General features: G+C 69.3%; 20 protein-coding genes and 2 pseudogenes. 11 read left to right on the top strand and 11 right to left on the bottom strand.

The window, feature by feature from the left end; genetic code table 11:
* Positions 1 to 1,102 precede the first annotated feature (1,102 nt).
* Both IEZ20_RS08835 and IEZ20_RS08830 read left to right on the top strand, forming a co-directional pair.
* Complete coding sequence (locus IEZ20_RS08835; protein WP_189296111.1) at positions 1,103 to 1,366, top strand: hypothetical protein; 264 nt, start codon at positions 1,103 to 1,105, stop codon at positions 1,364 to 1,366.
* A gap of 387 nt (positions 1,367 to 1,753) precedes the next feature.
* Positions 1,754 to 2,176 (top strand): RICIN domain-containing protein, encoded by a 423-nt coding sequence (locus IEZ20_RS08830; RefSeq protein ID WP_189296109.1) that lies wholly within the window; start codon positions 1,754 to 1,756, stop codon positions 2,174 to 2,176.
* A 72-nt stretch (positions 2,177 to 2,248) separates the two neighbouring features.
* Here the strand turns inward: IEZ20_RS08830 and IEZ20_RS08825 are convergent.
* From IEZ20_RS08825 to IEZ20_RS08815, 3 genes and pseudogenes are all read right to left on the bottom strand, one after another.
* Positions 2,249 to 2,471: pseudogene (locus IEZ20_RS08825) on the bottom strand (ribose-phosphate diphosphokinase); the annotation flags it as partial.
* A 65-nt stretch (positions 2,472 to 2,536) separates the two neighbouring features.
* Positions 2,537 to 3,520: a helix-turn-helix transcriptional regulator gene (locus tag IEZ20_RS08820; RefSeq protein ID WP_189296107.1), complete on the bottom strand. Its 984-nt coding sequence runs from the start codon at positions 3,518 to 3,520 to the stop codon at positions 2,537 to 2,539.
* Positions 3,521 to 4,025: 505 nt separating this feature from the next.
* Positions 4,026 to 4,997, bottom strand: a complete 972-nt coding sequence (locus IEZ20_RS08815) for a LuxR C-terminal-related transcriptional regulator (RefSeq protein WP_189296105.1) — start codon at positions 4,995 to 4,997, stop codon at positions 4,026 to 4,028.
* Positions 4,998 to 5,217: 220 nt separating this feature from the next.
* On the opposite strand from IEZ20_RS08815, the gene IEZ20_RS08810 reads away from it, so the two are divergent.
* The 3 genes from IEZ20_RS08810 to IEZ20_RS08800 all read left to right on the top strand — a co-directional run bounded on the left by IEZ20_RS08810 (position 5,218) and on the right by IEZ20_RS08800 (position 8,307).
* Positions 5,218 to 6,312: an alpha/beta hydrolase gene (locus IEZ20_RS08810; RefSeq protein ID WP_189296103.1), complete on the top strand. Its 1,095-nt coding sequence runs from the start codon at positions 5,218 to 5,220 to the stop codon at positions 6,310 to 6,312.
* 34 nt (positions 6,313 to 6,346) lie between these two features.
* Positions 6,347 to 7,183: a hypothetical protein gene (locus IEZ20_RS08805; protein WP_189296101.1), complete on the top strand. Its 837-nt coding sequence runs from the start codon at positions 6,347 to 6,349 to the stop codon at positions 7,181 to 7,183.
* 77 nt (positions 7,184 to 7,260) lie between these two features.
* The gene (locus IEZ20_RS08800; protein WP_189296099.1) at positions 7,261 to 8,307 is read left to right on the top strand and encodes a trypsin-like serine peptidase; all 1,047 of its coding nucleotides are present in this window, start codon (positions 7,261 to 7,263) and stop codon (positions 8,305 to 8,307) included.
* 95 nt (positions 8,308 to 8,402) lie between these two features.
* Here IEZ20_RS08800 and IEZ20_RS39570 read toward each other — a convergent pair.
* Positions 8,403 to 8,557 (bottom strand): annotated as a pseudogene (locus IEZ20_RS39570) (IS5/IS1182 family transposase); the annotation flags it as partial.
* 222 nt (positions 8,558 to 8,779) lie between these two features.
* On the opposite strand from IEZ20_RS39570, the gene IEZ20_RS08790 reads away from it, so the two are divergent.
* A complete protein-coding gene (locus tag IEZ20_RS08790) occupies positions 8,780 to 10,798 on the top strand; it encodes a protein kinase family protein (RefSeq protein ID WP_189296095.1) in 2,019 nt (672 codons plus the stop codon).
* Positions 10,795 to 12,255, top strand: coding sequence for a serine/threonine-protein kinase (locus tag IEZ20_RS08785; protein ID WP_189296093.1), 1,461 nt, complete (start codon positions 10,795 to 10,797; stop codon positions 12,253 to 12,255). Before IEZ20_RS08790 ends, IEZ20_RS08785 begins: the two co-directional genes overlap by 4 nt.
* 43 nt (positions 12,256 to 12,298) lie before the next feature.
* Here IEZ20_RS08785 and IEZ20_RS08780 read toward each other — a convergent pair whose 3' ends face one another.
* Positions 12,299 to 12,877 carry a hypothetical protein gene (locus tag IEZ20_RS08780; protein ID WP_189296091.1) on the bottom strand — a complete coding sequence of 193 codons (579 nt, stop codon included), beginning with the start codon at positions 12,875 to 12,877 and terminating at the stop codon, positions 12,299 to 12,301.
* A 181-nt stretch (positions 12,878 to 13,058) separates the two neighbouring features.
* Here IEZ20_RS08780 and IEZ20_RS08775 point away from each other — a divergent pair, with 181 nt between their 5' ends.
* Entirely contained in the window at positions 13,059 to 15,449 is a 2,391-nt protein-coding gene (locus tag IEZ20_RS08775; RefSeq protein ID WP_189296089.1) for a hypothetical protein, read from the top strand.
* A gap of 5 nt (positions 15,450 to 15,454) precedes the next feature.
* Here IEZ20_RS08775 and IEZ20_RS08770 read toward each other — a convergent pair whose 3' ends face one another.
* A complete protein-coding gene (locus IEZ20_RS08770) occupies positions 15,455 to 16,462 on the bottom strand; it encodes a tetratricopeptide repeat protein (protein ID WP_189296087.1) in 1,008 nt (335 codons plus the stop codon).
* A 47-nt stretch (positions 16,463 to 16,509) separates the two neighbouring features.
* Between IEZ20_RS08770 and IEZ20_RS08765 the strand changes: the two genes are divergently transcribed.
* Positions 16,510 to 17,058 carry a hypothetical protein gene (locus tag IEZ20_RS08765; RefSeq protein ID WP_189296080.1) on the top strand — a complete coding sequence of 183 codons (549 nt, stop codon included), beginning with the start codon at positions 16,510 to 16,512 and terminating at the stop codon, positions 17,056 to 17,058.
* Positions 17,059 to 17,240: 182 nt separating this feature from the next.
* On the opposite strand, the gene IEZ20_RS08760 is transcribed toward IEZ20_RS08765, so the two are convergent.
* The gene (locus IEZ20_RS08760; protein WP_189296078.1) at positions 17,241 to 18,143 is read right to left on the bottom strand and encodes an ArsR/SmtB family transcription factor; all 903 of its coding nucleotides are present in this window, start codon (positions 18,141 to 18,143) and stop codon (positions 17,241 to 17,243) included.
* A gap of 85 nt (positions 18,144 to 18,228) precedes the next feature.
* Between IEZ20_RS08760 and IEZ20_RS08755 the strand changes: the two genes are divergently transcribed.
* Positions 18,229 to 19,557, top strand: a complete 1,329-nt coding sequence (locus tag IEZ20_RS08755; protein ID WP_189296076.1) for an MFS transporter — start codon at positions 18,229 to 18,231, stop codon at positions 19,555 to 19,557.
* A 159-nt stretch (positions 19,558 to 19,716) separates the two neighbouring features.
* On the opposite strand, the gene IEZ20_RS08750 is transcribed toward IEZ20_RS08755, so the two are convergent.
* The 4 genes from IEZ20_RS08750 to IEZ20_RS08735 all read right to left on the bottom strand — a co-directional run bounded on the left by IEZ20_RS08750 (position 19,717) and on the right by IEZ20_RS08735 (position 23,413).
* On the bottom strand, positions 19,717 to 19,938 hold the full coding sequence (locus tag IEZ20_RS08750) for a helix-turn-helix domain-containing protein (protein WP_189296074.1): 222 nt from the start codon (positions 19,936 to 19,938) through the stop codon (positions 19,717 to 19,719).
* Positions 19,938 to 20,429 (bottom strand): DUF2975 domain-containing protein, encoded by a 492-nt coding sequence (locus tag IEZ20_RS08745; RefSeq protein WP_189296072.1) that lies wholly within the window; start codon positions 20,427 to 20,429, stop codon positions 19,938 to 19,940. The genes IEZ20_RS08750 and IEZ20_RS08745 overlap by 1 nt, the downstream gene beginning before the upstream one ends.
* Before the next feature lie 231 nt (positions 20,430 to 20,660).
* Positions 20,661 to 22,631, bottom strand: a complete 1,971-nt coding sequence (locus IEZ20_RS08740) for a lamin tail domain-containing protein (protein WP_189296070.1) — start codon at positions 22,629 to 22,631, stop codon at positions 20,661 to 20,663.
* Between the two features lie 239 nt (positions 22,632 to 22,870).
* Positions 22,871 to 23,413, bottom strand: a complete 543-nt coding sequence (locus IEZ20_RS08735) for an EF-Tu/IF-2/RF-3 family GTPase (RefSeq protein WP_229895965.1) — start codon at positions 23,411 to 23,413, stop codon at positions 22,871 to 22,873.
* A 686-nt stretch (positions 23,414 to 24,099) separates the two neighbouring features.
* Between IEZ20_RS08735 and IEZ20_RS08730 the strand changes: the two genes are divergently transcribed.
* Entirely contained in the window at positions 24,100 to 24,726 is a 627-nt protein-coding gene (locus IEZ20_RS08730; RefSeq protein WP_189296066.1) for a LysE family translocator, read from the top strand.
* Positions 24,727 to 24,823 lie beyond the last annotated feature (97 nt).

The raw sequence follows: 24,823 nt of genomic DNA, 5'->3' as shown, positions 1-24,823 counted from the left end.
GGACATGCCGACAGAGTTGAAGTCGACCGACTGGGAGTCATGGGGTGGTCCCTGGCAGGCCTTCGCCGGTGGCTCGGCGAGCCACTCGTTCGACGGGGCCGATGTTTCCCTGCTGGTCCGTGCCACGGACAGGCCGAACCCGGACGGCAGCGAACCGTGGGCCCTGACTGTCCGGACGTGTGTCCACGAGGACGACTTCGGGGCGGCGATGGACGTCGTCGGGTGGCTTCTTCGACACGCGACCACGCAAGGGTGGGTCGGGTACGTCCGTGATTCCGGCCTGGGCCAGGTCCACCTTCTCGTGCGCCACGAGGATGGCTTCCATCTTGTCGAAGTCCGCCCGGCCGCCCAGCAGAAGCGCGTTCCCTGGTCCTCGCGGTAGCCGCCCGGATCGCGCGCCTGAAAGCCAGGGTCTTCTCGGCCGCCGGGTCGCGGCCCTGGCCGGCGAGTTCGGCGGCCACGCGTTCCTTCAGCAGCCGCCGGGCGAATGCCTGGGCGCTCTCGCGGGCCGTGACCTGCTGCCAGATCACGGCCAGGAACACGAAGCTCTGATCGACCAGGTGTCGGCGGAGTTCTCGTCACCCAGCTGTTCACGAGCTGTACGACCAGGCGCACTTCGAGGACGCCTCCGTAGGCCCTGAAGGCCTGCGGCATCACGTCGCCGGGCTCGCACGGCGCCCTGTCCGCTCCGCCTTCGGGAGACTTGCCGGGTCATCGGCCGCCTCCGGCGTCGTCCTCGCGGGCCGACAGGCCGCGCTCCGGGCGGCTCTCTGGTAGAAAGGATTGTCAGGCACGTCGCATCGTCATGCTCTGACGCCGGGCAACGCTTCCTTGACCTCGACAGGTCTGGTCACGATCCCATCCTGAGGCGGGCCTTTCTCACCCTCCATGAACACTTCGTCCTGTTCGGATCTCGAATTTGTACTCGGCGTCCATTGACGGGGTTTCACTTAGACGTATCAGGCATCTGTGTGCCGCGGTGGCAGCCAATAGCGTGTAGTCCTCCACCCCGAAGTGGATGGGTGGGAAGTGCAGTTACGGCCTGCCCGTCGGGATCTTGGCGGACGCAGACGGGCAGGCCGCGAGCCATGGAAGGCCCGTAATGACGGTACACATGGATGCCACCCGCGTCCTCATCCTGGTGATCGCAACGCTTGTTGCTTTGGCGGTCTACAAGCGTGGTCAAGCCAACAACTCGGCAGTGGCCTCTGCTCCGGCAGACCTGCTGCCGGCCATCACCGCATGGGCGGCGGTCGTGGCCGGTGTCGGCCTGTTGCTACTGCCGGCTTCCCCGACTCCAGCTGAGCCAGGAGCGGATCTGAAGCCCGCTCCTGCGGCATCTGCCACAACAGGCGTTGCGAGGTGAGGTTCTTCCAGCCCTGAGCGCCTGTTCCGGACCCCGGCACGCGTCCACCACAGCGGCCACGCCGGTAACGGCGGCCAGACGACGGACGGAAGAAGAAGCGGACACAGAGGTCCCCTGCAGGTGCATCCAACCCGCCGGACCGGCGGCAACCGGACCGCAGCCGCGGGGTGCCGCCCACGTGAATACCGGCAGCAGGCCCTCTGCGGCGCGGTGGACGCGGTGGACTGGCTGCCAAGGAAGTGTGGACTTACTGCTAGCGACAGGCAGTCGGTTGGCGGGCCACTGTGATGGGGCACGGCCGTACGACTCGCAGCTGCCACGGTGACAGGGGACGGCTGCGGGCCCGGTCGGGCATGAACCAGCACACCGACGAAAGGGAATGTGTTCATGCAGCTCTCACGTGTCCTCGCCGCCGCCGGTGTCACGATGGTGCTGTCCGCAGTCACTGCTCCCGGCCCGGCCGCCGCGGCCCCGGCCGCCGCGCCCGAGCGCTCCATGACAGGCGCGCAACTGGCGGGCACGGCCCACGGCGCGATCGATGCCAGGGCCGCCGTCATCCTCCGCAACCACAGTGGTAAGTGTCTGGAGATCGCGAACTCCTCCAAGCGTAACGGCGCCCGTGCCCAGCAGTGGACCTGCAACGGCCAGGCCGGAGCCAAGTGGCGCTTCGCCGATGCCGGTGGTGGCCGCGTGTACATCATCAATGTCCGTAGCGGTAAGTGCCTGGAGATCGAGAACTCCTCCGCGCGCAACGGCGCGCGTGCCCAGCAGTGGACCTGCAACGGCCAGGCCGGATCGGAGTGGTCCTGACCACTCGAGACCTGAGTGAGTCATGGCGGTGAGCGAGGCGCGGGCCCCCGAGTCTGTCGGGGGCCCGCGCACCTATGCCACCCGCTGCTCCTGGAGGAGGCTGGCCACCGGGCCGTGCTCGAAGACGTCACGCGACGGGCGGGCGATCGTCGGGGCGATCGACTGAACGGTGATCTTGTCGCGGTTGAGCTCCCCGGGGCCGGCAGGGTCTCGTGAACACGAACTCGCTCGCCCTCGAGTTCTTCAGGCGGTCGGCCGCGGGACCCGAGAGGATGCCATGCGTGGCCGTCACCACGGCCGCGCACCTGTCCGATCTGCCGAGGCAGGGGCACCACCGCTGAGTGCACCACGGCAATCCGCCTACTCGGTGGTGCGAAGGGCTTGGCGGCGGTACTCCTTGGGCGGAATGCCGTAGGCGGTGCGGAAAGCGCGGGTGAAGTCGGCGGCGCGGGGGAAGCCCCAGCGGGCGGCAATGGCGTGGACGGGTGTGGCGCGCTGAGCCGGGTCGGCGAGGTCGCGGCGTGCGCGTTGCAGGCGTTGCCGACGGATCCAGGCCGCGACCGTTTCCTCTTCGCGCTGGAAGAGGCGGTGCAGGTAGCTGGTGGATATGTGGTGTGCGGCGGCGACGGCGGGCGGCGTCAGTTGCGGATCATGCAGGTGCCCTTGGACGAAGGCACGGATGCGCAAGACGAGGGCCTGCTGGTGAGTTGCCGGGGGGAGGAGGGTGTCGGCGTCGAGGGCGTGAGCCAACAGTGCGGACAGCAGGTCCACCACGACCGTCTCCAAACGGGGACCGTCGGAGAGCTGGTACGCATGGGTACCGTTCGCCAGCTGAGTGAGCAACTGCGCCAGCAGGGCACCAAATCCTTCCCCCGCTGGTAATCGCAGTCCAGTCAACCGGTCGAGTCGGCGGCTCGGAATCGGGAGCAGCGCTGCGGGTACTTCCAGTCCCACTCCCGTGTGCAGACCGTCGGCACCTTCGACGGCACGGATCTCGAACGGGTGAGACGTTCGGAGTACGTTCAGGCTGTACGGTCCATATGACGCGTCATCCCGTTCCCTGCTGACGTGCAGCATCCCCTTGAGTGGGAGCGTGAGGTGCAGCCCCTCGGGGTCCGACTCGCGGATCAGCTGAGGGGTACGGCGAAAGACCACCGGTTGGAACGACGCCGGCCACACCGATACCGCACCAAGGCTCAACGTGCGCTGGAAGACCGCGAAATCCTCCTGATGGTCGCTGACCAGTTCCACCGGCACGTGCGTCTGGCCAACGAGCGTACGCCAGCAGTCGAACCTGTCCGCAGTCGGCACATCCTCACTGCGGTACACCGATTCGGCCAGCATCGGCGCTCCCTCCTTCCTTGTGTACTGACAGCTGCTACGGAGATACCCCGCTCTGGCGGACACCAATGAGGGCGCACATCGCGATCGGGGCGGAGCAGCGGAGATGATCCGGGCTATACGGCCGGGCGACTCGATCCGTTCCGCCCCGGCACCGCACGAGCAGAGCCTCCTGCTGCCGGTCCTCCCCCAGCTCGACGGGACACAGCACGCGCTCGCTCCGCGCACTCTCGCTGGGCGCACCACCGGATCGGCCCGTCCAAGGTCCCGGAGTCGGATCGACGAGGGTGCGCCTCGATGGTCCACAGTGACGGCGGCCCGGACGTCGGCCGGATCGATGGCGACGCGGTCTCCTCCGTGGTGTCGCACACCAGGGCGGTGAGGGCAGTTCTTCGCGTGCCTGAGCTGCCGTCGGCCGGCGGGTGATTTCCGCTGAAGCCGGGGCCTGTGCCGGGAGGAAGACCGGCCGGATGGGACCGGGTGAGACCGGGTGCTGGGGTCTGCGTCTTCAGAGCCAGCCCCGTCGTGCCGCTTGGACCCCGGCCTGGAAGCGGGTCGTGGCGCCCAGTCCGGTCAGCAGGGCGGAGACGCGGCGGACGACGGTGCGGCGCCCCACCCCCAGGTGCCTGGCGATCGCGTCGTCGGTGGCGCCGCTGGCCATGAGGGAGAGGATCTGGCGGTCCCGGGCGTCGATCTGCGTACCGGTGCCCGCCGCCGACACGGGGACGGCCAGTCGCCATAGCGTCTCAAAGACATGGGACAGCGCCTGGAGCAGACTCGACGGGCGGATCACCAGGGAGACGACGCCGGGGCGCTCGTCGGCAACGAGGGTGACCACCGCCAGGTCGTCGTCGCGCAGGCTCAGCTTCAGGGGTGGATCGTCCAGAGTCCGGGCCTGTTCCCCGGCCTCGATCATGCGGGCCATGTTGGGCCACGCGATGGGATCGTCGAACGCGGAGCCGGGGTAGATGGCGCGGTAGGTGACACCGGCGGCCATGCGTTCGCGCTGCAAGGCCTCCTGCGCGAGGTAGAAGTCGGGCGTGCCGGAGTACGGTGGCACGTCGATGCTCCGCAGCTGGTGGCGCGCCGTCTGCTGGAGCTGCCGGCTGATCGCCAGGACACGCGCGAGTTCTTCGACGACCTCCAGCGCGTCGTAGTGGGTGCTGTCCCGCCTGGCGGAACGGTAGAGCCGCTCCAGTTCCGCGCCGGTTCGACGCAGCGCCGTCCGTAATGCGTCATCGCGCCGCAACAGCGCCTCGACGAGCTGCGTGGGCGGCACCGCTTCCCAGACGGCCCCGGCGCTCCCGGGTTCGGTGGTCACGACGGCGTCCTCGGCGGCGAGTTCGTCCAGCACCGCCCGGACGGCGACCTCAGCCAGTCCGGTACGCGCCGCCAACTCCCCGGCCGACTGCCGCGGATGACGGACCAAAGACTGATAGACCCGGCCACGGTCGGAGTCCGGGTTCAGCACCTCGTGCACGACCGCCCCCTCGCCTCACGGAGCGACGGTCCAGGTCCGCCCGGCCGTCCAGCCTCCGGTCCCCGGAGCCTACTGGATGCTCGGCGCACTGGCGCCAGTGGCGCAACTGCGCCAGACCGTCCCTATGGTGTCACGCCCAGGTGGTGCGATGTGATTCCACGTGACCGGCCGACCCACCGTCCCATGGCGACCATGGCGACCAGTCCCCCTAGGACCCACGATGAGACCAGCTCTGCCCGCTCGGCTGAGACGATGGAGGGCGGCTGGCGTCGCCGCGGTGGCGACCATCCTCCTCATGGGCGCGTCGTTCGCGCCCGTCGAGGCCTCGGCTCCGCGCCCGCCGGAGATGACCGACGGCTTCGGCCTCACGCAGACCGGTGACGCCGTCGGCTCCGCCACCAACTTCGTCATCACGGTGACCACGCCCGAGGTCGCAGGTGAGCACCACATCCGCATCCTGCTGCCCAGCGACTATGCCCAACATCCCGACAGGCGCTACCCGGTGCTGTACTTCCTGCACGGCGCGTCCGACGATCCCGGCAACCCGAACGTGGCGTATCCCGCCCTCACCGCGGCCCGGTCCATGATCACGGTCATCCCGGACGGGGGCCGAAGGGGTTGGTACACCGACTGGCTCGACCAGAGCACCGCCGCCGGCGCGCAGAACTGGGAGCACTTCCACATCGACCAGGTGATCCCGTTCATCGACGCCAATCTCCGCACCGATGCCACCAGGAAGGCGCGGGCCGTCGCCGGCCTCTCGATGGGCGGCTTCGGCTCCCTGCACTACGCCCAGAGACATCCCGACCTGTTCGGTCAGGTCGCCACTCTGTCCGGCGCCAACGAACTCTCGATCCGCCACGCCGTCATGCGCGCGGCCGTCGTCGCCACGCTCACGAACGTCGGCGCCCCGCTGTGCGGAAGTTCGAACCCCACGTGCAGTCTCGACTTCGGTCCCACGGTGTCCAGCGACGCGATCTTCGGCACGCCCTACCCGGTCTTCGGGGCGGACTGGCGCTGGGACGAGGCGGACCCGGTCGCGCACATGGACGTCCTGGCCCGAGCGGGCACCGGCGTCACGATCTACACCGGAAACGGTGCCGGCGACCCGGCCGAACCGGAGTTCTGGGTCCAGTCGGCGTCCCAGCACGCCAAGGAACGGCTGGACGCACTCGGGTACCCGGTGCACTTCGTGGACTACGGAGACGGATCCGGCTGGGGCGACGACTGCGCCGGCGGCCACACCAGCGGCTGCTGGGCGCAGGACCTCGTCGACTTCGTCCCGCGTCTTGAGGCGGCGTTCGCGTCCGCCTGATCCCCACGGTCCTACGACAGACAGGCAACCGTACATGAACAGACGACTGTGCACTCTGCTGCTGAGCCTCGTGGTCCTCTGGGCCGTCGGGGCCGGTGCCGCCCACGCCGACGAAGGCAAGCGCGTCCACAACGCGATGCAGATCGTCTTCAGCCCGTCCATGACGTATCCCTTCTGCACGATCGGCGCGGTGGGCACCGACAAGTACGGGCACCGGATCGCCATTTCGGCCGGCCACTGCATCAGGGACGCCGCCTACGCGGACCGCGAGATCCACGACGACGTGGCCCCCGTCTACGACCGCGCGGACACCGCCTTCGGTCCGATCGGGTACGTGCGCTACTTCAAGGATCCCGAGGGCTCGCAGACGGGCCACATGACCAAGGACTACATGATCATCGAACTGGTCCCGCAGGTGACGCTCTCCTCGCAGGGCCCCTACCTGAAGCAGACCGGTGTCCTGAAGGTCCCCGGCGGAACCGCCAGCCCGAACGCCCCGGGACCCGCGCTCGACACCGAGCGGCTGCTCGCCACCGGTGACAACGAACTCGTCGTATCGGGTCAGACGGGCGTCTGGTTCGGCACCGTCATGGACAACACCGGCGGCATCTACCGCTCGGCGGCCGCGAACCTGACGGGCGACTCGGGCGGGCCAGCCGTCTGGCACGTACCCGGCAGCGAGCTCCCGTCCCAGGACAACGGTTTCCAGGCATCGGGCCCCTGGGCCGGGATCACCAAGGCGATCACCCTGTCCTTCCCACCGTTCGAGTACACCAGCTCGGCCAACATCCTCGCCGACCTGCGTGCCCGGGACGCCGCCGCCCCCGAAGGCGTGTACGGCGCGGGGTTCGAGGTGACCACCAACCCGTGAGTCCGGCCGTCGGCCCGGACATCCCTCCGTCCGTCCGAACGGCCCCTCCCGAGGAAGGGAAGACATTGCTCACCGGCATGCCCTCACGACGTGCGTTCACCACGGTCATCGGCCTGCTCACGCTGGTGGCCGCACTGCTCGCCACGCCGTCCCCGGCGCGCGCCGACGCACGCGCCGACGTCGCCCCGTCCGAGCTCCGCCCGCTGGTACCGGCCGGTGCGGGCTATCAGGACAGGCTCAGGGCGGAGGTGGACTACTGGACCCTGGGGAAGATGGCCGACGCCGGCCTCAACAACGAGGACGTGGACGCCACCCCGCCTCCCGGCGGCTGGGACGATCTCAGCAAGCCGTGGCCGCGGGGACAAGGGCTGGTCTCACGCACCGCCGGCAAGCTGTTCATGGAATACACGGACGTGGACACCGGCGCCGTCTCGACGTCCTCGTGTTCCGGCAACGTGGTCACCAGCGCCAACCGCAGCGTCGTGCTGACCGCCGCCCACTGCCTGCGCGTCCACACACCGCTCGACATAGGCTTCGGGAACGTCGTCGCCACCAACATGGTCTTCGTACCGGGCTTCGACGGGACGAACCTCCCGCGCGACCCCTCCGGCACGAGCCTTCCCGGCAGGGACATCGCCCCGTACGGGGTCTGGGGGGTGACCCGTCAGTGGATCACCCACACCTGGAGCCAGAGCGCCGACTGGCTGCTGGGGCGGGACATGGCCGCCGTCCTGGTGGACAACCCCGACGATCCGCGCCCCGTCGGCGAGGTCACCGGAGGCCAGGAGGTCGCCTTCAACCAGCCGCAGAACCGGATCGACCACATCTTCGGCTACCCGACCATCAACGAGCGCAACTACTACCGCCCCGGCAACGTGCCCACCGCCCTCCAGCGGACCTTCGACGGCCGGAGGCTGATGGTCACCCAGGGAACGGCCCGGAGCGACCCGGTCTACTACAACGACGTGATGGCCGGCGCGCAGTCGCCCGGTTGCAGCGGCGGCGCCGTGCTGCAGGACTTCGACCCTGCCACCGGCGCGGGCGTCCAGGTCGGGGTCTTCTCCCGCTACGACGCCCCGCCCAGATCATCGGCCTGCTCGGCTGGGTGCAGGGCCCCAACATGAGTGCCACCCACTTGGGCACCGAGGAACAGGCGGTCTACGAGGCCGCCCAGGCGGCGGGCGTGGCCTAGGGCGCTTCTTCCGGACCACCGCGCCGACCAGATGAAGATGGCGGCGACGTGGAGTCCTGCGAGGTAGTCGGCGGCGGTCTTGTCATATCGGTGGCGAGGCCACGCCACTGCTTGAGCTTGTTGATGCCCCGCTCGACGGTGTTGCGCCGCTTGTACGCCTCGCGGTCGAAGGCGGGCGGGCGGCAGCGGCTGTCCGCGACGAGGTGGATCTTGGTGGTCGGTGAGCGCCTTTCCACGAGCCGAAGTGTTCGGGCAGCTCGATCCTCGCCCACTGGGCGTCAGTCAACGACACACATCAACCGACGATCAGATGATCCGAAAGAAATCCCGGCAATGCTCGAAGCACACTCATACACACCTTTCAACTGGGTGTCGGTGAACGGGAATGAGGCAGGACTTCAGGTATGAGGCAGCCTTTGGGTCTGGGTGACCCTCGACAGATCGGTGCGTTCCGGCTGGAGGGGCGGCTGGGGCAGGGCGGTACGGGTGCGGTGTTCCTCGGACGGTCCCGGAGCGGCCGCGCGGTCGCAGTGAAGGTGATCGCTCCGCATCTCGCGAGGGACGAGGGATTCCGACGGCGCTTCACCGAGGAACTGAACGTGCTGGGTCGGGCTTCGGGGACGGGGCTGCCGGAGACGGTGAGCGCCGATCCGGCCGCCGACCAGCCCTGGGTGGCGTCCCTGTACGTCCCCGGTGCCTCCCTTGCGGAAGCGGTGCGGACGTATGGTCCGTTGCCGGCCAACTCGGTACGGGTATTGGGCACAGGGCTGGCCGGGGCTTTGGCCGCACTGCATGGCGCCGGGCTGGTGCACACCGTGCTCCAACCGCACAAGGTTGTGCTCGCCTCTGAGGGCCCCAGGCTTACTCCGTTTGCCGCCGCCCGTGCGTTCGTCGCCGCTGACCCCTCCCGCACGGTGAGTGCGGCCGACGGCCGGTTCCTCACTCCCGAGCAGGCCCGTGGGCACTATGCCGGGCCGGAATCGGACGTCTTCGCGCTGGCTGGACTGCTGGTCTTCGCTGTCACCGGGCGCCCGCCGTTCAGGGACGGGCCGGGTGCCGAGACACTGCGGTCGATCGTCGAGGACCCGCCGGATCTGGGCGCCGTACCGGAACCGTTGCGCTCGACGATCGCCGCCGCGCTGGCCAAGGACCCTGAGCAACGGCCCGGCCCGGAGGTCCTCGTAGGACGGCTCGCCCCCACCACGCCGAACGCCACCGCCTGGCTGCCGCCTCCCCTCGCCGCGCAAGCGGCGGCCCCTGCCGGACGGTACTGGTCCCGGCGACGGACCCTCCTGCTCGCCGTGGGCGGCACCGCGGTGTTCGCCTCCGCGGGTACGGCGGCCGTACTGCTGTCCGGTTCCGGCGACGGGTCCGGAGGCAAGCAGAAGCAGAACGGCACGCGGGCTCCCGGCTCCGTCGGGCTGGCCCCCTCGGTCACCCTCGGGCTGGGGAAGTCCCAGCACAGCAACCGCATTGCGTACAGTCCGGACGGCAAGCGGCTCGCCGTCACCTTGCAGGACCGGGTCACGGTCTGGGATGCCGTCACCAACCGCCGGCTCAGCGACCTGACCGATGAGCAGATCCTGACCACTACCGCCGTCGCCTATGGCCGAGGCGGGCTGCTCGCCCTCGGCTACAACCGCAAGTTCGACCTGTCCGATCCCAACACCGACCAGGGCGGCATCACTGTCTGGGATACGAGCGTCAGCACGGCGGAGCGCGTCGCACAGTTGAAGTCGCCCAGCGAGAACCATCCGTTGCAGGGCATGATGGCCGTCGCCTTCAGTCCCGACGGACGGCTTGTGGCCGGGGCCCGCAACGCCAAAGACGCCATCGGCAAGGCGCAGGTGTGGGACGTCCGCAGCGGGCGAAGGGTGGCAGACCTGCTGGTCGGCAAAGGGAAGGGCAACACGAGCAGTGCAGCTCGTTCCCTCGCCTTCAGCCCCGACGGGCATGTGCTCGCCGTCGGCTGGGGCGTGAACCTGGAGGGCGGGGCGACTCTCTTCCGTACCGGCGACTGGCAGCAGGTTGCGGAGATGCCTCTGAAGAACACCGATGCCTTCGGGGTGACTGCGCTGGCCTTCACCCCCGATGGCAGCACCCTTGTCGGGGCTTTCGGCGGGCTGGCGCTGTGGGACGTATCCGGGCGGAGGCTGACCGCTCGGTTCGGCACGGCCGACGACCAGAACCAGACCCTCGCCGTCAGTCCGGACGGCCGTAGCGTCGCCCTGGGCGGCGGAGGCTATGCCGTCGGGGGCGAGATCGCGCTCTACGACCTGCATACCCGGAAGCAAAAGGTCACCGTGCCGTCCGGCCGCAGCGCCACCTCCGACCTTGCGTTCCGACCCGACGGACGGATCCTCGCCGGGGCGGTGACCACGTCGAAGATGGTCAGCGCCGTACAGCTGTGGACGGTGGAATGAGCGACTGGCAAGACGCGGACTCCCGGCTCGGCGCCGGGGACCCGCGGCGGATCGGCTCGTACCGGACGGTGGCAAGGCTGGGCCGGGGCGGAATGGGACAGGTCTATCTGGCTCGTTCGCCGGGCGGGCGGCCGGTCGCGGTGAAAGTGGTCGCGCCAGAACTGGCCGACGACCCGGAGTTTCGCCGTCGCTTCGCCCTGGAAGCCGAGGCGGCCCGCCTCGTCGGTGGCTTCTACACCGCCCAAGTGGTCGACGCAGGGCCGGAAGACGCACGGCCCTGGCTGGTCACCGCGTACATCCCCGGCCCCTCCCTGCAGCAGGCCGTGCAGGAACACGGCCCGCTCCCGGCGGACGCACTACGAGTCCTCGGGTCCGGGCTGGCCGAGGGGCTCGCCGCGATCCACGGCAGCGGGCTGGTCCACCGTGACCTCAAGCCCGGCAACGTGATCCTCGCCGAGGACGGGCCACGGGTGATCGACTTCGGTATCTCCCGCGCCCTCGACGGGGCCTCTGCCACCACCTCGATCCTGGGCACACCCGGCTACATGTCCCCCGAGCAGTGCCAGGGCGAGGAGACCGGACCCGCCTCCGACGTCTTCGCGCTGGCCTGCGTCCTGGTCTACGCGGTGAGCGGCCACAGCCCCTACGGGGAGGGGAACGGACTGGCCCTCCAGTACCGCACCGTCCACGGGAAACCCGATCTGACCGGCGTCCCGGAAGACTTGCTGCCCTTCCTGACGCGATGCCTGGATCACGACCCGAGCCGCCGGCCCACCGTCCAGGAGGCCTTGGCCACGTTCAGCGCGCCTGCCGCAGACGCCCCCTGGCTCCCCGCCCCCGTGAGGGTAATGATCGAACAGCGACGCGCCCAGGCAGCCCGGCTGCCTCCGCAGGAGCCTCCCGGAGGAGCCGGGCGCCGTCAGCGCATCCTTGTGATCGGCGCCGTCGGAGTGCTGCTCGCGGGCGCGGGCGCATGGACCGCGACAGCCTGGCCAGACCACAGCCACGGCCGGGGCGACTCCACCACGACTCGTTCCATGGATCCGTGCGACGTGCTGGACAACGAGATCGTCCAGCAGCATCAGCTCACTGACATCGGCAGCCCAGGGGGCTACGACAGCGGTTCCATGCGAGTGCGGACCTGCAAGTGGGCCACGGCCGAGATCGGCAGCACCGAAGACGGCTACCAGGGGTATTACACCCTCGCCTACGGCCCCGCCTCTCTGGAACTGGTCCAGCGTGACCGCCGCCGCTACCCGGTCAACCTGGACGGCCTCCCGGGAGCACAGGCCTACGCCAACACCTCCGAGTATCCGAGTGACTGCGAGGTCACCTGGCGGACCTCGTTCGGCCGGGCCTCTGTCTACGCGGACGTGCCGCCCAACGTCCTCCTGGGTGTGGATTGCGACCGGGTGGCAGGCTTCGCGAGGTCGGTCTTCCCGAAGGTCCCCACGTAGCCCCGTACAGGTGGCGCAACCGTGCCCTCCACTCCGGGGGTTCTCAGGAAGAGAGGTCGAGCCCCGTACGTGCACTGAGCCTGCGCAGCACGCACCTGGCCCAGTCGGTCCGCTCAGCCGCGCACGCCTCCAAGGAGCGAAGCACCTCGCTTCCTCTGTCGTCACTGTCCGTCCTGTCGCCGTCGGCTGCCAGTCGCCTGATCTCCACTGCGGTCCGGCGGAACGCGATGAACGCGGGGTTCGTGTTCGACTCGATCAGGCCGAGGTGGGCGAGTTCGGTGAGCCGCAGACGCAATTCATCGGAGGAACGCACGACGTCGTCGTCGAACCGTGCGAGGTCCAGGCGGTTCTCGAGCGCGGCCTGGTATGCCCTGCGCAGGAGATCCAGCCACTGGTCGGCGGCGGTCCGCGCGTTGACGTATCGCGCGATGTCAGCGGCCGCTCTGTCCTCTGTCCGGACCTCGCGTTCCCGCCGCTCCCGTCGTCGTTCCAACTGGAGCGGACCAAAGTAAGCCACCGCGGCTCCCGCTACCGTTCCGGCGGCGCCGCAGACCACCCCGAGTAGTGCTGTGTCCATCCCACCCCGTTCCACCCACGACTCACACCGTCCGACGCCGGCCATCCTGCCCGCAGCTCGTTCACGCTCAGGAGCGTGGGCACATTAACCGATCTCCAGGGACACCGCAGAGGTGTCAACCGCGCTGACTTGTGCAGCACCCTGCTGCCTCCGCAGGAGCCTCCCGGAGGAGCCGTTCCCGTCGACTCCCTCCCTGTCCGGTGGCGTGCGCGCCTACGCTGAAGGGGTGGACGACCAGCAGGCGGACTTCATCGGGCTGTCTCTCGTCGAGCAGATCCGGGCGTGGCAACAGGACGAGCTGCCTCAGTTACGCACGATGCTGGGCAACTTCGTCGGGAACAACGCGACCTACGCGATCATCGAGCTGTACGACGCGGAAGGCCGACTCGTCGACCGCTCGACGGGGCTCTATCTGCGCGGGGGCACCCGCCACGCCGAGATCGACGCGCTGGACCAACTGACGCTGAAGCAGGCGCGCGGCGGGCACGCGGTCATCGCCGTCAACCGGCCTCCGTGCGGCAGGCCTCATGGAGGCGACGCAAGCCAACGCAACTGCGACGACCGGATCACCGACCTCCTCCGGTTCCACCAGATCACGCCGCACGTGTACCTGACACCACACGCGACCGATCCTACGGTCCGGCCAGGAACAGCCGACCCGATCGTGCTGGCTCCGCGGGGACGTTGGACGCACGCCGCGGCGGGTCGACCCGCCCCGTGCAGCGCGCCGTTGAGTCTGCAGCGGTCGATCGACCCGGCGGGCCTTCGGGGCTGGCTGCTCGATCAGGAGATCTACCGGTTGCGCCGGCATGCGCAGACCGACCCCGCGCGGGCTGCGGACCCGGCGCTGGCACGGATCAGGGAGGCATTCGAGCAGGAGGCCCTGCGGCGCAGCGCGGAACACGTCGTGACCCGGGCGCTCCCCCCGGCCACCGGAGCATGGCGGGAGGTCGAACTGCTGCCGATCATCGCCCCTGAGCTGCCGAGGGGCATGGCGCGCAGCACCGACCCGCACCATCGGGGCTTCCTACGGACACCTCAGTACGACCTCGTGCCGTACGTTCCCGCTCCCGGTGCCCGGCAGGCGGGCTACTACCTGGCCCGCAACCGGCAGACCGGTGTGGACGAGTGGGCGATCGCCCCTCACCTCGTCGAGGAGTTCGCCCGTAGCTCCGCGCAACACCGGGACCTGGCCGACTTCCTGATGGAGCATCTGCAGTCGGAGTGGGACATCGAGAGCACGCGCAGCCTGCGTCACGTCCATCAGAACCGTCCGGGTGAGGCGTTCGACGCCTGGCTGCGCGCCTGGCGGGCCGCCTTCACCAGCCCGGCCTGGCTGGCCGAACAAGCTCTGGATCTCCTGGCCACCCTGAGCAGGCTGAACGGCCTGGCTCGTGGCTCGGCCACGGCCGGCCGCACCGGTGTTCGCGCGGTGGTCGGAGCAGCCCCGGCCGCCGAACACCTGGCCGAGGAACTCGCCGACGCCGTCCGAGCCGCCCTCCACGTCCACGACGCGACCGCGGGGCCGAGCGGCCGCTCCCACAAGGACGCCGCACCGCAGCACGTCCACACCCACCCGCACACCCACACCCGCACCGATGACACTCCTGCCGCTCTTGCCCAGGGCTCAGGTGCCGACTTCTTGTCGCCAGGATCCGGCGTCTTCGCGAACAGCGCTCCGGCGGCGTTCGCCCAGGCACCATCTGACGATGCACACGGACCGGGACCCGCCCTCCCGGAACACACCGGTACCACGGGAACCGACCATGCGGCTTCCGCGCAGTCGACGGACCACCCCTCCGCCGTGCTTCCGACCGCTGCACCGGAGCCCGCACACACCCCGGGCACGGACCAGGCAGTCTCGGTTCGGACCACACCGGACGACTCTCACGCGATGGCGTCCACCGCCCCAGGACACGCAGAAGCCACGGGGATCCACCCCCACTTGGCGACACCCGCCGCACATGGTCCCGGCGACACCACCGCCGCCGGTCAGGCGGCCCTCGTACAGGTGGCACCCGGCCACTTGACGGAACCGCAGCCGTCGGCTCCGGCGTCTGCCGACTCGTCCACGGCCGTAACGTCGAGTCCGGTTCCTGCCCTTGCGGACGAGCCACGAACGGGGACGGACACGGGGGAACCGGGCGGCGCCGCAGGAAGTGCAGGCGGACCTGTGCAGGACGGGCCCGGAGCCGCGCAGGACGGGGAGGCCGGCCCGATCCTCCCCGCGGATCCCGGCGGAGCCGACACTGCGACTGCGTTTGCGCAGACGCACGTTCCGTGGACGGAATTCCGTGATGACGCCGGGAACTTGTATGCCATCCAAGACGAACTAGGCAGGATCACCTACAACGAGAGCCACCAGGAGACGTCCGTGGACGGAAATCACGGGCATGGGGACTGGTTCGCACCACCGGCCGTGGCCGAGCCGTCCCACGCGGATCCAGCCCAGGCCGACCCGGCTCTTCAGGCGCTGGTGAGCCATGTGCTGCAGGTCGAGAGCATGGCTCCGGCCGCGGGGTCGGGGGCGTCGTTCCTCGACGCGGGACACGCGGCCGCCGCCACCGAGCACGGTCCGGACGGCGGGGATCACGTTACCGCGGCCGCCGGGCTCTGAGACCGTCAGATGACGATGCCCTTCATGCCGCGGCGTTCACGGACCCTGGGCGGCTGGAGCATCTCGTACAGTGCGTGGACTTCGTCGGGGGTGCCCAGTCCCGGTAGAAGTTCGGTCAGGACGTGGTCGCCCGGCTTGTAGTCGATCTCCAACGATGCCGTGTGGGTCAGCGCGTTGACCGGTCCCTGGACGTACCTGACCTCAGTGATCTCGTAGTACCAGATCGCCCGGCGCCGTTGGGTGAGTGCGCCGAGGTGGAGATCCATCCGTCGTTCGTAGAAGAAGTACCGGTAGCGGACGGACTGGAGCCAGACGGCAGCCCAGGCTCCGACCACGAAGAGGAGGAGCAGTGCGATCACCAGCGGGCCGTACCCGGCCGGACCGCCGCCAAGTGCCGCCACGACGACGAAGAAGACGGTGACGGCGACGGCCGGTGGGGCGACGTGCCGGGCCAGCAGGTGCCGACGTCCGCCCGGGAACAGGTGCCCCGGTTCGGCGACACCGTGCTGATCGATCTGCTGGGCCAGTGTTCCGCCGCTGGGCGGGGGCGCCACCGCCTGGCCGACCAGCACCTCCGCGACCTGTTGCTCGTCGGCCCCCCGCACCTCCCGGGGAACACGCCCCGTCGACGGGGCGGGCGTGTTGAGGTGAGGCGCCTCGCAGGTGCGAAGCCGGTTCCAGGCATCAGGGATGCTGTCCCCCTTGAGCGCTCGGCGGTAGGCCGCGGCGGCCTCGTCCAGGCGGCCTTGCCCCTGTAACGAGCAGCCCAGCTGGTACCAGGCCAAGTGGTACTCCGGCTCGACGTCGAGGACGAGTCGCAGATGGGTCTCGGCGTCCGCCCACTCGCCGAGCGCGTTCTGACAGGCCGCGAGGGCGAATCGTACGGCTCGATCGGCGGGGGCTGCGGCGTGGGCGCGTTCGAGAAGGTCTCTGGCCTCGGCGGGACGCCCGGCGTGGAAGTGGACTTTCGCTCGGCCGAACAGGGAGGAGGCATCGTCCCCGACATCTACCATGGCTCCAAGTATGGGGTGGTTGGACGGAGTTGTGGAGGCTTGCGCCCATGAAAGGCATGACCCCGCTCGGCCGGACCACGGCCGTCGTCATCGCTGTGGTGACCGTCCTGCTGGCACTGCCCTGGCTCAGAGGCATGCACCTGGACCTGCCGGACCTGCACGGCCCTCCCCGTGACTCGGCCGGCCCGGATCCGCAGCCGACGGCGATCACCGTGCACGCACACGGCACGGGCCCCTGGACAGTCCGCGGCTACGGGTACGAGTTCACCGTCGTACGCATCTCACACGAGATCGGGCCGTTCGGGCCCAACGAGGGGCGTCGGTGCCTGCGGGTCGTCGCGCGGGTCGAGCGGTTCGCCGAGGACGACCACCGCGACATGGAGGTCACCGTCTTCGACGACCGCAACCGGCTCCTGGGGCTCGACCCGTTCTCGAACAGGGGTACTTTCGACCCGCCCATGCACCGCCGAACCGAGGCTCAGGTACTCGCGGTCCCTCAGGAGGGTGGCGCTCGGACGCTGACCTTCAACCTCAGGGGTGCGTTCTGGCCCGACGGCCGGGATCTCTTCCTGGAAGGCGTCCCAGTGCCACGGTGAAGCCCTGCCCGACGTCCGCACACGCCCGACTTGTGCGCTTGTGCGAGTGCGGGAATTACCGGCAACGGCTCGATCCTCAGCCACTGGGCGTCAGTCAACGACACACATCAACCAACGATCCGATGATCTGAAGGAAACGGCCTAGGCCGAAGGAGCGGGTGGCCTCGTGGCTGTCCGCCGTCTCACGCCGTGCCCGTCGCCTCTCGGTCAGCCTGCCCTTCTCGAACGGGACCTCCACCCCGTTCGAGGAGGGCGACCGCCAGGTCGCTCGCCACGTAGTTGACCTCGCGCCGGTAGCGGTGGCTGGTCACCAGGCCGGCTGCGCGCAGGACCGCGAGGTGCTGGGAGACCGCACCCGGGCTCAGACCGGTACGAGCGGCCAGCTGGGTCGTGGTGGCGGGCGAGCTGGTGAGGGCCAGCAACCGCGCTCGGCTCCGGCCCAGGAGGCGGGCCAGGCTGTCGTCGGCCGGCTCCCGCCGCTCCCACAGGGTGCCGACGGCACGGGTCGGGTAGAGGAGGGCGGGCTGACCCGGGCCGTCCCCGGTGAGGAAACGGCAGCCGACCGCGAACGCCGTGGGCACCAGCGTGATCCCGGCGCCGTCCAAGCAGGCGGCGGGCTCAGGCAGGTGCGGCGAGAGCAAGGTGTCCCCGGACCAGGTCAGCGCCGGATTCAGGCCGGCGAAGACCTCCCGGATGCCGTCCTCCGCCAATTGCCGGGCCCGATAGGCGATGTCCGCCTCCAGAACGGCACGGATGCGCGGCCAGTACGGCTGGACCCCGGCCGCCCACCAGGCCCGTACGGCGTCCGCAAGTCCAGGGGCCGGGGCCAGAAGAGCCAGTTCCTCCTCGATCTCGGCGAGCGGACAGCGCGGCGGCGGTGTGCGGACCAGCGACTTCAGGGGTGCGGTCCGCTCGGCCAGGTCCGCATCCCGCAGCAGGGTTGACGCCGAACGGAGCCACGGCAGGTGAATCACGTGCAGGCCCGGATCCAGAACTGCCCGGTAGCTGGCGAGCGTCTCCCACAGTGGTGATATCGCGAACCTGACGTTGACGATGTCGTCCACGCCGAACCGCACGGCCCCCATGCCGTTTCCTCCCGCCGGTCCCCGAGGATTTCGCCCAGACTAAAACAATGGCGGCCGCGGAAGCACGCTGGTGATCCTTTCCGCCATGACGCCATCCCGGTCGCCCGGCTCCGAGCCGTCCCGTTCCAGCCTTTTCCGCCACTCCGACTTCCGCAGGTTCTGGATGGCCGACTCCGTCAGCCAGGCCGGTGCCGCCGTGACGCTCGTCGCCCTCCCCCTGGTGGCCATCGGCCCGCTGGACGCCACTCCCTTCCAAACGGGTCTGCTGACCGTCTTCGAATACCTGGCCTTCCTCGTCATCGGCCTGCCCGCCGGTGCCTGGGTGGACCGGGTCCGTCGCCGTCCGGTGATGACCGCCTGCGTTCTGACCCGGGCGGTCCTGCTCGCCTCGATCCCGGTCGCCTACTGGCTGGACGTGCTGACGATGGGCCAGCTGTACCTCGCCGCCTCGGGCATCTCGGTGTGCACGGTGTTCTTCGACGTGGCCTACCAGAGCTATCTGCCCCATCTCGTCGGGGACGGCGGCCGGCTGCTGGAGGCCAACGTCAAGCTGGAGGCCACCCGCAACATCGCTCAGGTCGGTGGGCCAGGCGTGGGCGGTGTGCTGGTCGGGGCGCTGACGGCACCGGTGGCTGTCGTCGTCGACACGGCCGGTTTCGTGGCCTCGGCGCTCCTGCTGTCACGGATCCGAAGCAGCGAGAGCGAACCCCGGGGCCGCCGCCCCGGGGCGGGACTGGGGTCCGAGATCGCCGAGGGGCTGCGGTTCGTCTTCGGCAACCCGCTGCTGCGGGCGATCACCCTGACCGCCGCGATCTCCAACCTGGCCGCCATGATCGGCGCGTCGATGATGCTGGTGCTGCTCAACGGCGAGTTGAGGCTGTCGCCGTCCCTGTGCGGTCTGCTCTTCACCGCGGAGGCGGTGGGCGGCCTGCTCGGCAGCATGCTGACCACGAGGATCGCGGCCAGAGTAGGGCAGGGTCCCGCGATGTGCCTCTCGGTGATCGTCAGCGGCGTCTTGTGGTTGCTGGCACTGCCGATGTTCCAGTCCGACTGGCGGTTCGCCGTCGGAGTCGTGCTCCAGGGACTCGGCTGGGTCGCGTTCATGACGTTCAAGATCAACTCGGTCGTGTTCCGTCAGCAACTGTGCCCGAGACCGCTGCTCGGCCGGATGACGGCGTCGGTCCGGTTCGTGGTCTGGGGAGGGATGCCGTTGGGCGCACTCGCGGGCAGTGTGCTGGGGCAGAGCATCGGTGTACGGCAGGCCATGTGGGTCGGCGCCTCGGGTGAACTCCTGGCCGTCCTGCCGATGCTGCTCTCGCCTCTGCGCACGATGCGTGAACTGGCCGGCACGGCGGCGGATGCGGACGACGACGCCCCGACGGCCCTCACCGGCCCCTCGCACGACGGCCCGTAGACGGCATGGGAACCGTTCCCGGAGCACGCGGCCCAGCAGGACCAGGCCCGGCCCGACCGCTGCCTTGTCCGGTATGACCACCTGGACCACGGTCCAAGCCGGTAGGGCCGAGCAGAGCAAGATTCGAGACCGGACGGGACTTGCACCCCCGCCTTCCCGTCATTCGCCTGCGGCGTCCTCGGCCTCGAAGCGCAGCAAGTCGCCCGGCTGGCACTCGAGCACCTCGCAGAGCGCGGCGAGCGTCGCGAAGCGCACCGCCTTGGCGCGGCCGTTCTTGAGTACCGCCAGGTTGGCGGGAGTGATGCCCACGCGGTCCGCGAGCTCTCCCACGGACATCTTCCGCCTGGCCAGCATCACGTCGATGTCGACGGCGATCGGCATCAGATCACCGTGTCCAACTCGGCCTGCATCCGGGCCGCTTCGACGTCGCGCGCGACGGCCTGGGCGAGCAGCATCCGCAGCACCAGCACGATGAGCGCGACCCCCAGGATGGCCACGCCAACCCCGCCCATGATGACGGTGACGCCCGGGTCGTCCCGCTGGCCTGGCGCGTTGATGCCCGTGACGGCGAACCACAGGAGAGCGGCCGCCACGATCGCGCCGATCACGCCGTCCACGTACCGGAAGGCGGCGTGGGAGAACACGGTTCCGCGTCGCACCATTGTCACCAGCCGCCCTACGCAGACCACGGTGACCTGGACCGACAGCATCCCCAGGATCGTGATCAGGCGCAGTGCGGTCAGCGGGAGCGACCCGTCCTCCGGGTCGTTCCCGCTGACCAGTGTCCACACCATCCCTGCCTGCACGAACACGGTGCCGGCCAGCACCACCACGAGCACGGCGCGCAGCGCACGCACGGTCAGCTTTCCCATGACCCACCCTTCCATCGAATCACGATGGGAATCTATCGTTTCTCGATAGGTTGAGCAAGGGTGGGGCGGCGAGCGGGCGGCAGTTTCACAGGGGCGGGACGTCGCCGTGCCCTTGGCGCGGCGGTTACGCACGCCTTCTTGCTCTTGTCGAAGCCGACCTCACTTGCGCAAAACCCGGACGCCGCCCGACTACGCGGAAGCCCTGCCGCAAACGGTGGGCCCGGGACAGGATCAGCAGGGGAAGGTGCCGCTGTAGAGGGCGTGTCCGTAGGAGGAGCTTCCGGAACCGAAGCCGTAGATGCCGTCATCGCTCCAGACCGCTTCGCGCGCCCCGTTGACGCAGGTCGACGTCGGGGCCATCGCGAAGCCCTCCAGGTTGTCGATCGGCATGACGGCCGGGTTCGTGTAGGTCACATCCGGCACGATCGCGCCGGCGGCGTTGACCTTCATGAAGGTGTGCGTCTCGCCGCAGGTGTTGTCACAGGTCGCGACGATGCGCTGGGTTCCGGCGTCGAACATCACGTCCATCACGGACGCCTTGCCGGTCGGGACCGTGCCGAACGTGGTGAACGAGCCGTCGGAGTTCAGGCCGTAGACGTGCAGCGTGCCGTCCCACTCCAGACCGGCGAAGTACAGGCCCGACCCGTGCAGCGGGTAGTTCGCCGGGTCGTAGGCAGCCCCGGTGAGCGGGTCGACCCAGCCGTTCGCGGTCAGCCAGCTGTCGGGCACGTAGCCGACGCCCTCGAAGCCCAGGTTGGCGTCGTCCTTGCTGCCGGTGTCGAGCTGGGGGAACTGCGAGGTCATGTCCCACTGGTGGACCGGCGTCAGCGTCGATCCGGTCGCGGCCGGGTCGAACTCCATGATCGTGTCCTTGGGGACCGTGTTGTTGGCGTTGTCACGCTCCGACGTCACGTAGATGTGGCCGTTGCCGCCGACCGTCACGCCCTCGGAATCCGGCTGGCCCGCGCCACCCGCGAAGCGGATCTGCTTGCCCGTCACGCTCCACGACGGGTCCGGGACCCACTTGCCGTTGCTCTTGACCAACTTGTACAGCCAGTTCTTGTTCTTCGCGGCCCACAGCACCGACGGGTTCGCCGGGTCGAACGCCAGCCCGCTCACGTCGCGGCCCTCCGGGCCGGTGGACGTGGTGAACGCACAGACGTTGTCGGTGATCGTGACGTCCGGCCCGCCCGGCCACGCCGACGTGCCCGCCGGGGTCGCGCCCGTGCCGGACGGTGCCTCGGGAGTGCAGCCACTGGTCAGCGAGCCCCCGCCGCCCCACAGATGCCCGGTCTGACCGCCACCGCCACCACCGCCTGAGCAGGAGTTGGCGCTGCCGAGCGTCGCGGCCATGGAGGTACGGAACCAGCCGGTGCCGTTCGTGCAGCGCTCGTCCGACGGCTTGGCGCCGTCGGTGGCCCAGGTCACCGAGTCGACGGAGTTGCCGTTGCCGTCGAGGAGGAAGAGCGAGTCGCTGTCGCCCAGACCGAGCGTGGAGTCGAAGGTGATGTAGCCGCCCGCAGGGATGCTCGTTGCGCTCGGGGAAGAGGACGAGAGCGAGACCGGCGAGTGGCTGGTGTCGTTGTCGACGTACTTCCACGACCCGACGCTGACCGCGCTCGTACCGGCGTTGTACAGCTCCACGGTGTCCGAGCCGTCGGAGGTGACCTCGTTGATCCGGACCTGGCCGGTCGACGGGAGCGTCGACGGGCAGGCGGAGGCGTTCGCGGCGCCGAACGTGGACGCGGTGGTCGTGGTCACCCACGCGCCGGTGCCGTCGCCCCCGCAGCGCGCCATCGCCGGCTTCGCCTTGTCGGTGGCCCACTCCACGCGGTCGACCACCGCGCCGCCGGCCGTGTAGATCACCAGCTTGTCCGAGTCGCCGAGCCCCTTGGGCGAGTTGAAGGTGACGAAACCGCCGGGACCGACGGTGCTGGAGGACGGGGAGAACGGCTGCGGCGAGAAGCTGTCGTCGGACATCTTCCAGCCGCTGATACTCACCGCGGTGGAACCGGCGTTGTACAGCTCCACCGTGTCGTTGTTCGAGGAGGTGACCTCGTTGATGCGAACGTTCTGGTAGCCGACCGGGTCAGCGGCGGCCGCAGGCTGAGCGGCAAGGAGCCCGGTGGCGACCAGACCTGAGAACGTCAGAGCCGCGGCGCATCCCGAGGCGACGCCGACGCGTGAGTGTGAAGTAGGCACGAGGCGGAACTCTGGTGAAACGACTTTGAAGCAGCGTGTACTCCGGCTGAATGCCAGCTGCTGACCACCGGAACGCCAGGCGCGCATCGCCGCCGCATGCCGTGGAAACCGCCCGGCGGCTCACCAGTTCTGCTTGTCTGCCGGGAACGGTTTGGGTTGTCGGCCCTGGCCCCTTCCCAGTGCAGGCTGGTCCCACTCGACGGTGTGCAGCGATCCCGCTCCGGCTCGGTTCGTGATGCTCAGCGCGGGAGCCGAGTCACGGTGCCAGAGCCGGCGGCACGACCGTGGTGACGGAACACGAAAGGCTGGGCTTCTTCAAGAGCGACGGATTCTTCGAGGGTGACGATCACTTCAGCCCCGTGCAGGGGCCGCACCACATCGGCCCCGTGAAGCGTGACAGTGCCCCACACCGCGGCGCTGCGGGTGTGGAAGCGAAGACGGTCGCCGGACACTACGTCCGTACTTCCCTGCTCCTCGGACAGCAGGGTGATGTCCGCGGTGAAGCAGGCGTGGGCACTGATCGAACCCGGTGCCGCAAGCACTTGGCCCCGTTCGACCGCGCCCGCTGGAATGCCACGCAGCAGCACCCCCACGTTCATGTCCACACCGGCCTCGTCCATGCGTACGTGACTCGCGTCGATGCCCGCCACACGAGCGGTCGCGCCACCCCCCAGGCCGACGATCTCCACCTCGTCACCCTTGCGCACCCTGCCACGCTCGATCCGACCCGTCAGCATGACCATCCTGCCCTGTTGCAGGCAAAAGACGTCCTCGACGGACATCAGGAATGGCCTCTCCACCGCATTCACCACTGACAGACCTACGGTCCCACTCACGGGCCCCCATGGCCCCCTACGTGACTGCCCACGGCGGCGACTTCCCATGGCAGGCCAACAGCGCGTACTGCCCGTACTGCCCGTACGGATGCTATTGCCTCCCGTACCGTCGGTCTCCACCGCGATGTCGGCCTCGTCACCGATCTTCTTGTCCGGCGTTCACCTCGAAGTGCGTGCGGTCACTCGGGCACCGCGAGTGACACTTCCGACGGTCCTGGCCGTGCGATGTACCGACCAGGCACATCGGGAGCCAGTCCGGCAGCACGGCCGGGGCGGAACAAGAGGCCATCGATGACGACGATCGGTGTCGAAGAGGAGTACCTGCTGCTCGACCCGGTCGCGGGTCTACCGGTGCCCCTGGCGGACTCCCGCACCAGGGACCGGCCGCGCTGGACCTGGCCGCCCACCGTCTCCCGGCCGCCGCCCCCAAAAGGTGCGTGCCGCTGCCGGAGGGATCGTGGCCGCGACGCATGGATGCGACCGAGGTGATCGGCGCCGGGCTGGGGATCGCGGCCCTGGGAGCCTGGCTCGGACGCCGATGGCAAAGTGCTTGCCTGTTCTTCGTGACCGTGGTCTTCTGAACTCCGTTCGTACCTGAGCCCCGTCCCCTTGGGAGCCCCTGAACGCACGCCATGATCACTGCCGGGCTGGCCTTTGCCAGCGTGGCCATGCTCATCAATGTGGCACCCGGTCCCGACACACTGCTCGTTGTCCGAACCTCCGTGACGCAGGGCAGGACAGGCGGATGGGCCGCCGCCCTGGGCATCCTCACCGGCTGCATGGGCTGGGGCATCGCGACAGCCGTGGGCCTGACGGCCCTGCTGACCGCATCCCACCTGGCCTACGACACACTCCGCGTGTGCGGCGCCGCGTACCTCGCCGTCCTGGGGGCCACGGCACTCTGGCGTTCCGGAAAGCCGACCGGACCCGAACCGGCCGAGCAGCCCACCGCCCTGGCCAGTCGCCTGGCGGCGTTCCGCGCTGGCGTGGGAACAAATCTCCTCAACCCCAAGGCAGGCGTGTTCTACATGAGCCTGATCCCGCAGTTCGTCCCCCAAGATGCGCAGATGTTCAGCGCGGCGCTGTTCTTCACCGCCATTGATGTGATCGAGCTGGCTGCCTGGTACTGGTTCCTCTCCCGTACCGCCTCGGCGCTGAGCGAACGCATCCAACGCCCCGCGTTCCGCCGCCGCCTCGAACAGATCACCGGCGTGGCCTTCTTCGGCTTCGCCGCCGACCTCCTCGCCGACCGCTCGTAGAGCTCCCGCCCATTACGCCCCACCAAAAGCCGGCCGGCGAACATGGCGAGGCATCGCCACCCGCTACGAGACCCCGGGAAGCTACCTCGCCGGCCCC

Source organism: Streptomyces cinerochromogenes (assembly GCF_014648635.1).
GTDB lineage: Bacteria > Actinomycetota > Actinomycetes > Streptomycetales > Streptomycetaceae > Streptomyces > Streptomyces cinerochromogenes.
This window is presented reverse-complemented; position numbering and strand designations above follow the sequence as displayed.

Bases quoted from the DNA above. Each gene is read 5' to 3' on its own strand.
- IEZ20_RS08835 (WP_189296111.1), top strand. From the start codon at position 1,103: ATGACGGTACACATGGATGCCACCCGCGTCCTCATCCTGGTGATCGCA.
- IEZ20_RS08830 (WP_189296109.1), top strand. From the start codon at position 1,754: ATGCAGCTCTCACGTGTCCTCGCCGCCGCCGGTGTCACGATGGTGCTG.
- IEZ20_RS08820 (WP_189296107.1), bottom strand. From the start codon at position 3,520: ATGCTGGCCGAATCGGTGTACCGCAGTGAGGATGTGCCGACTGCGGAC.
- IEZ20_RS08810 (WP_189296103.1), top strand. From the start codon at position 5,218: ATGAGACCAGCTCTGCCCGCTCGGCTGAGACGATGGAGGGCGGCTGGC.
- IEZ20_RS08805 (WP_189296101.1), top strand. From the start codon at position 6,347: ATGAACAGACGACTGTGCACTCTGCTGCTGAGCCTCGTGGTCCTCTGG.
- IEZ20_RS08800 (WP_189296099.1), top strand. From the start codon at position 7,261: ATGCCCTCACGACGTGCGTTCACCACGGTCATCGGCCTGCTCACGCTG.
- IEZ20_RS08790 (WP_189296095.1), top strand. From the start codon at position 8,780: ATGAGGCAGCCTTTGGGTCTGGGTGACCCTCGACAGATCGGTGCGTTC.
- IEZ20_RS08785 (WP_189296093.1), top strand. From the start codon at position 10,795: ATGAGCGACTGGCAAGACGCGGACTCCCGGCTCGGCGCCGGGGACCCG.
- IEZ20_RS08780 (WP_189296091.1), bottom strand. From the start codon at position 12,877: ATGGCCGGCGTCGGACGGTGTGAGTCGTGGGTGGAACGGGGTGGGATG.
- IEZ20_RS08770 (WP_189296087.1), bottom strand. From the start codon at position 16,462: ATGGTAGATGTCGGGGACGATGCCTCCTCCCTGTTCGGCCGAGCGAAA.
- IEZ20_RS08765 (WP_189296080.1), top strand. From the start codon at position 16,510: ATGAAAGGCATGACCCCGCTCGGCCGGACCACGGCCGTCGTCATCGCT.
- IEZ20_RS08760 (WP_189296078.1), bottom strand. From the start codon at position 18,143: ATGGGGGCCGTGCGGTTCGGCGTGGACGACATCGTCAACGTCAGGTTC.
- IEZ20_RS08755 (WP_189296076.1), top strand. From the start codon at position 18,229: ATGACGCCATCCCGGTCGCCCGGCTCCGAGCCGTCCCGTTCCAGCCTT.
- IEZ20_RS08750 (WP_189296074.1), bottom strand. From the start codon at position 19,938: ATGCCGATCGCCGTCGACATCGACGTGATGCTGGCCAGGCGGAAGATG.
- IEZ20_RS08745 (WP_189296072.1), bottom strand. From the start codon at position 20,429: ATGGGAAAGCTGACCGTGCGTGCGCTGCGCGCCGTGCTCGTGGTGGTG.
- IEZ20_RS08735 (WP_229895965.1), bottom strand. From the start codon at position 23,413: ATGTCCGTCGAGGACGTCTTTTGCCTGCAACAGGGCAGGATGGTCATG.
- IEZ20_RS08730 (WP_189296066.1), top strand. From the start codon at position 24,100: ATGATCACTGCCGGGCTGGCCTTTGCCAGCGTGGCCATGCTCATCAAT.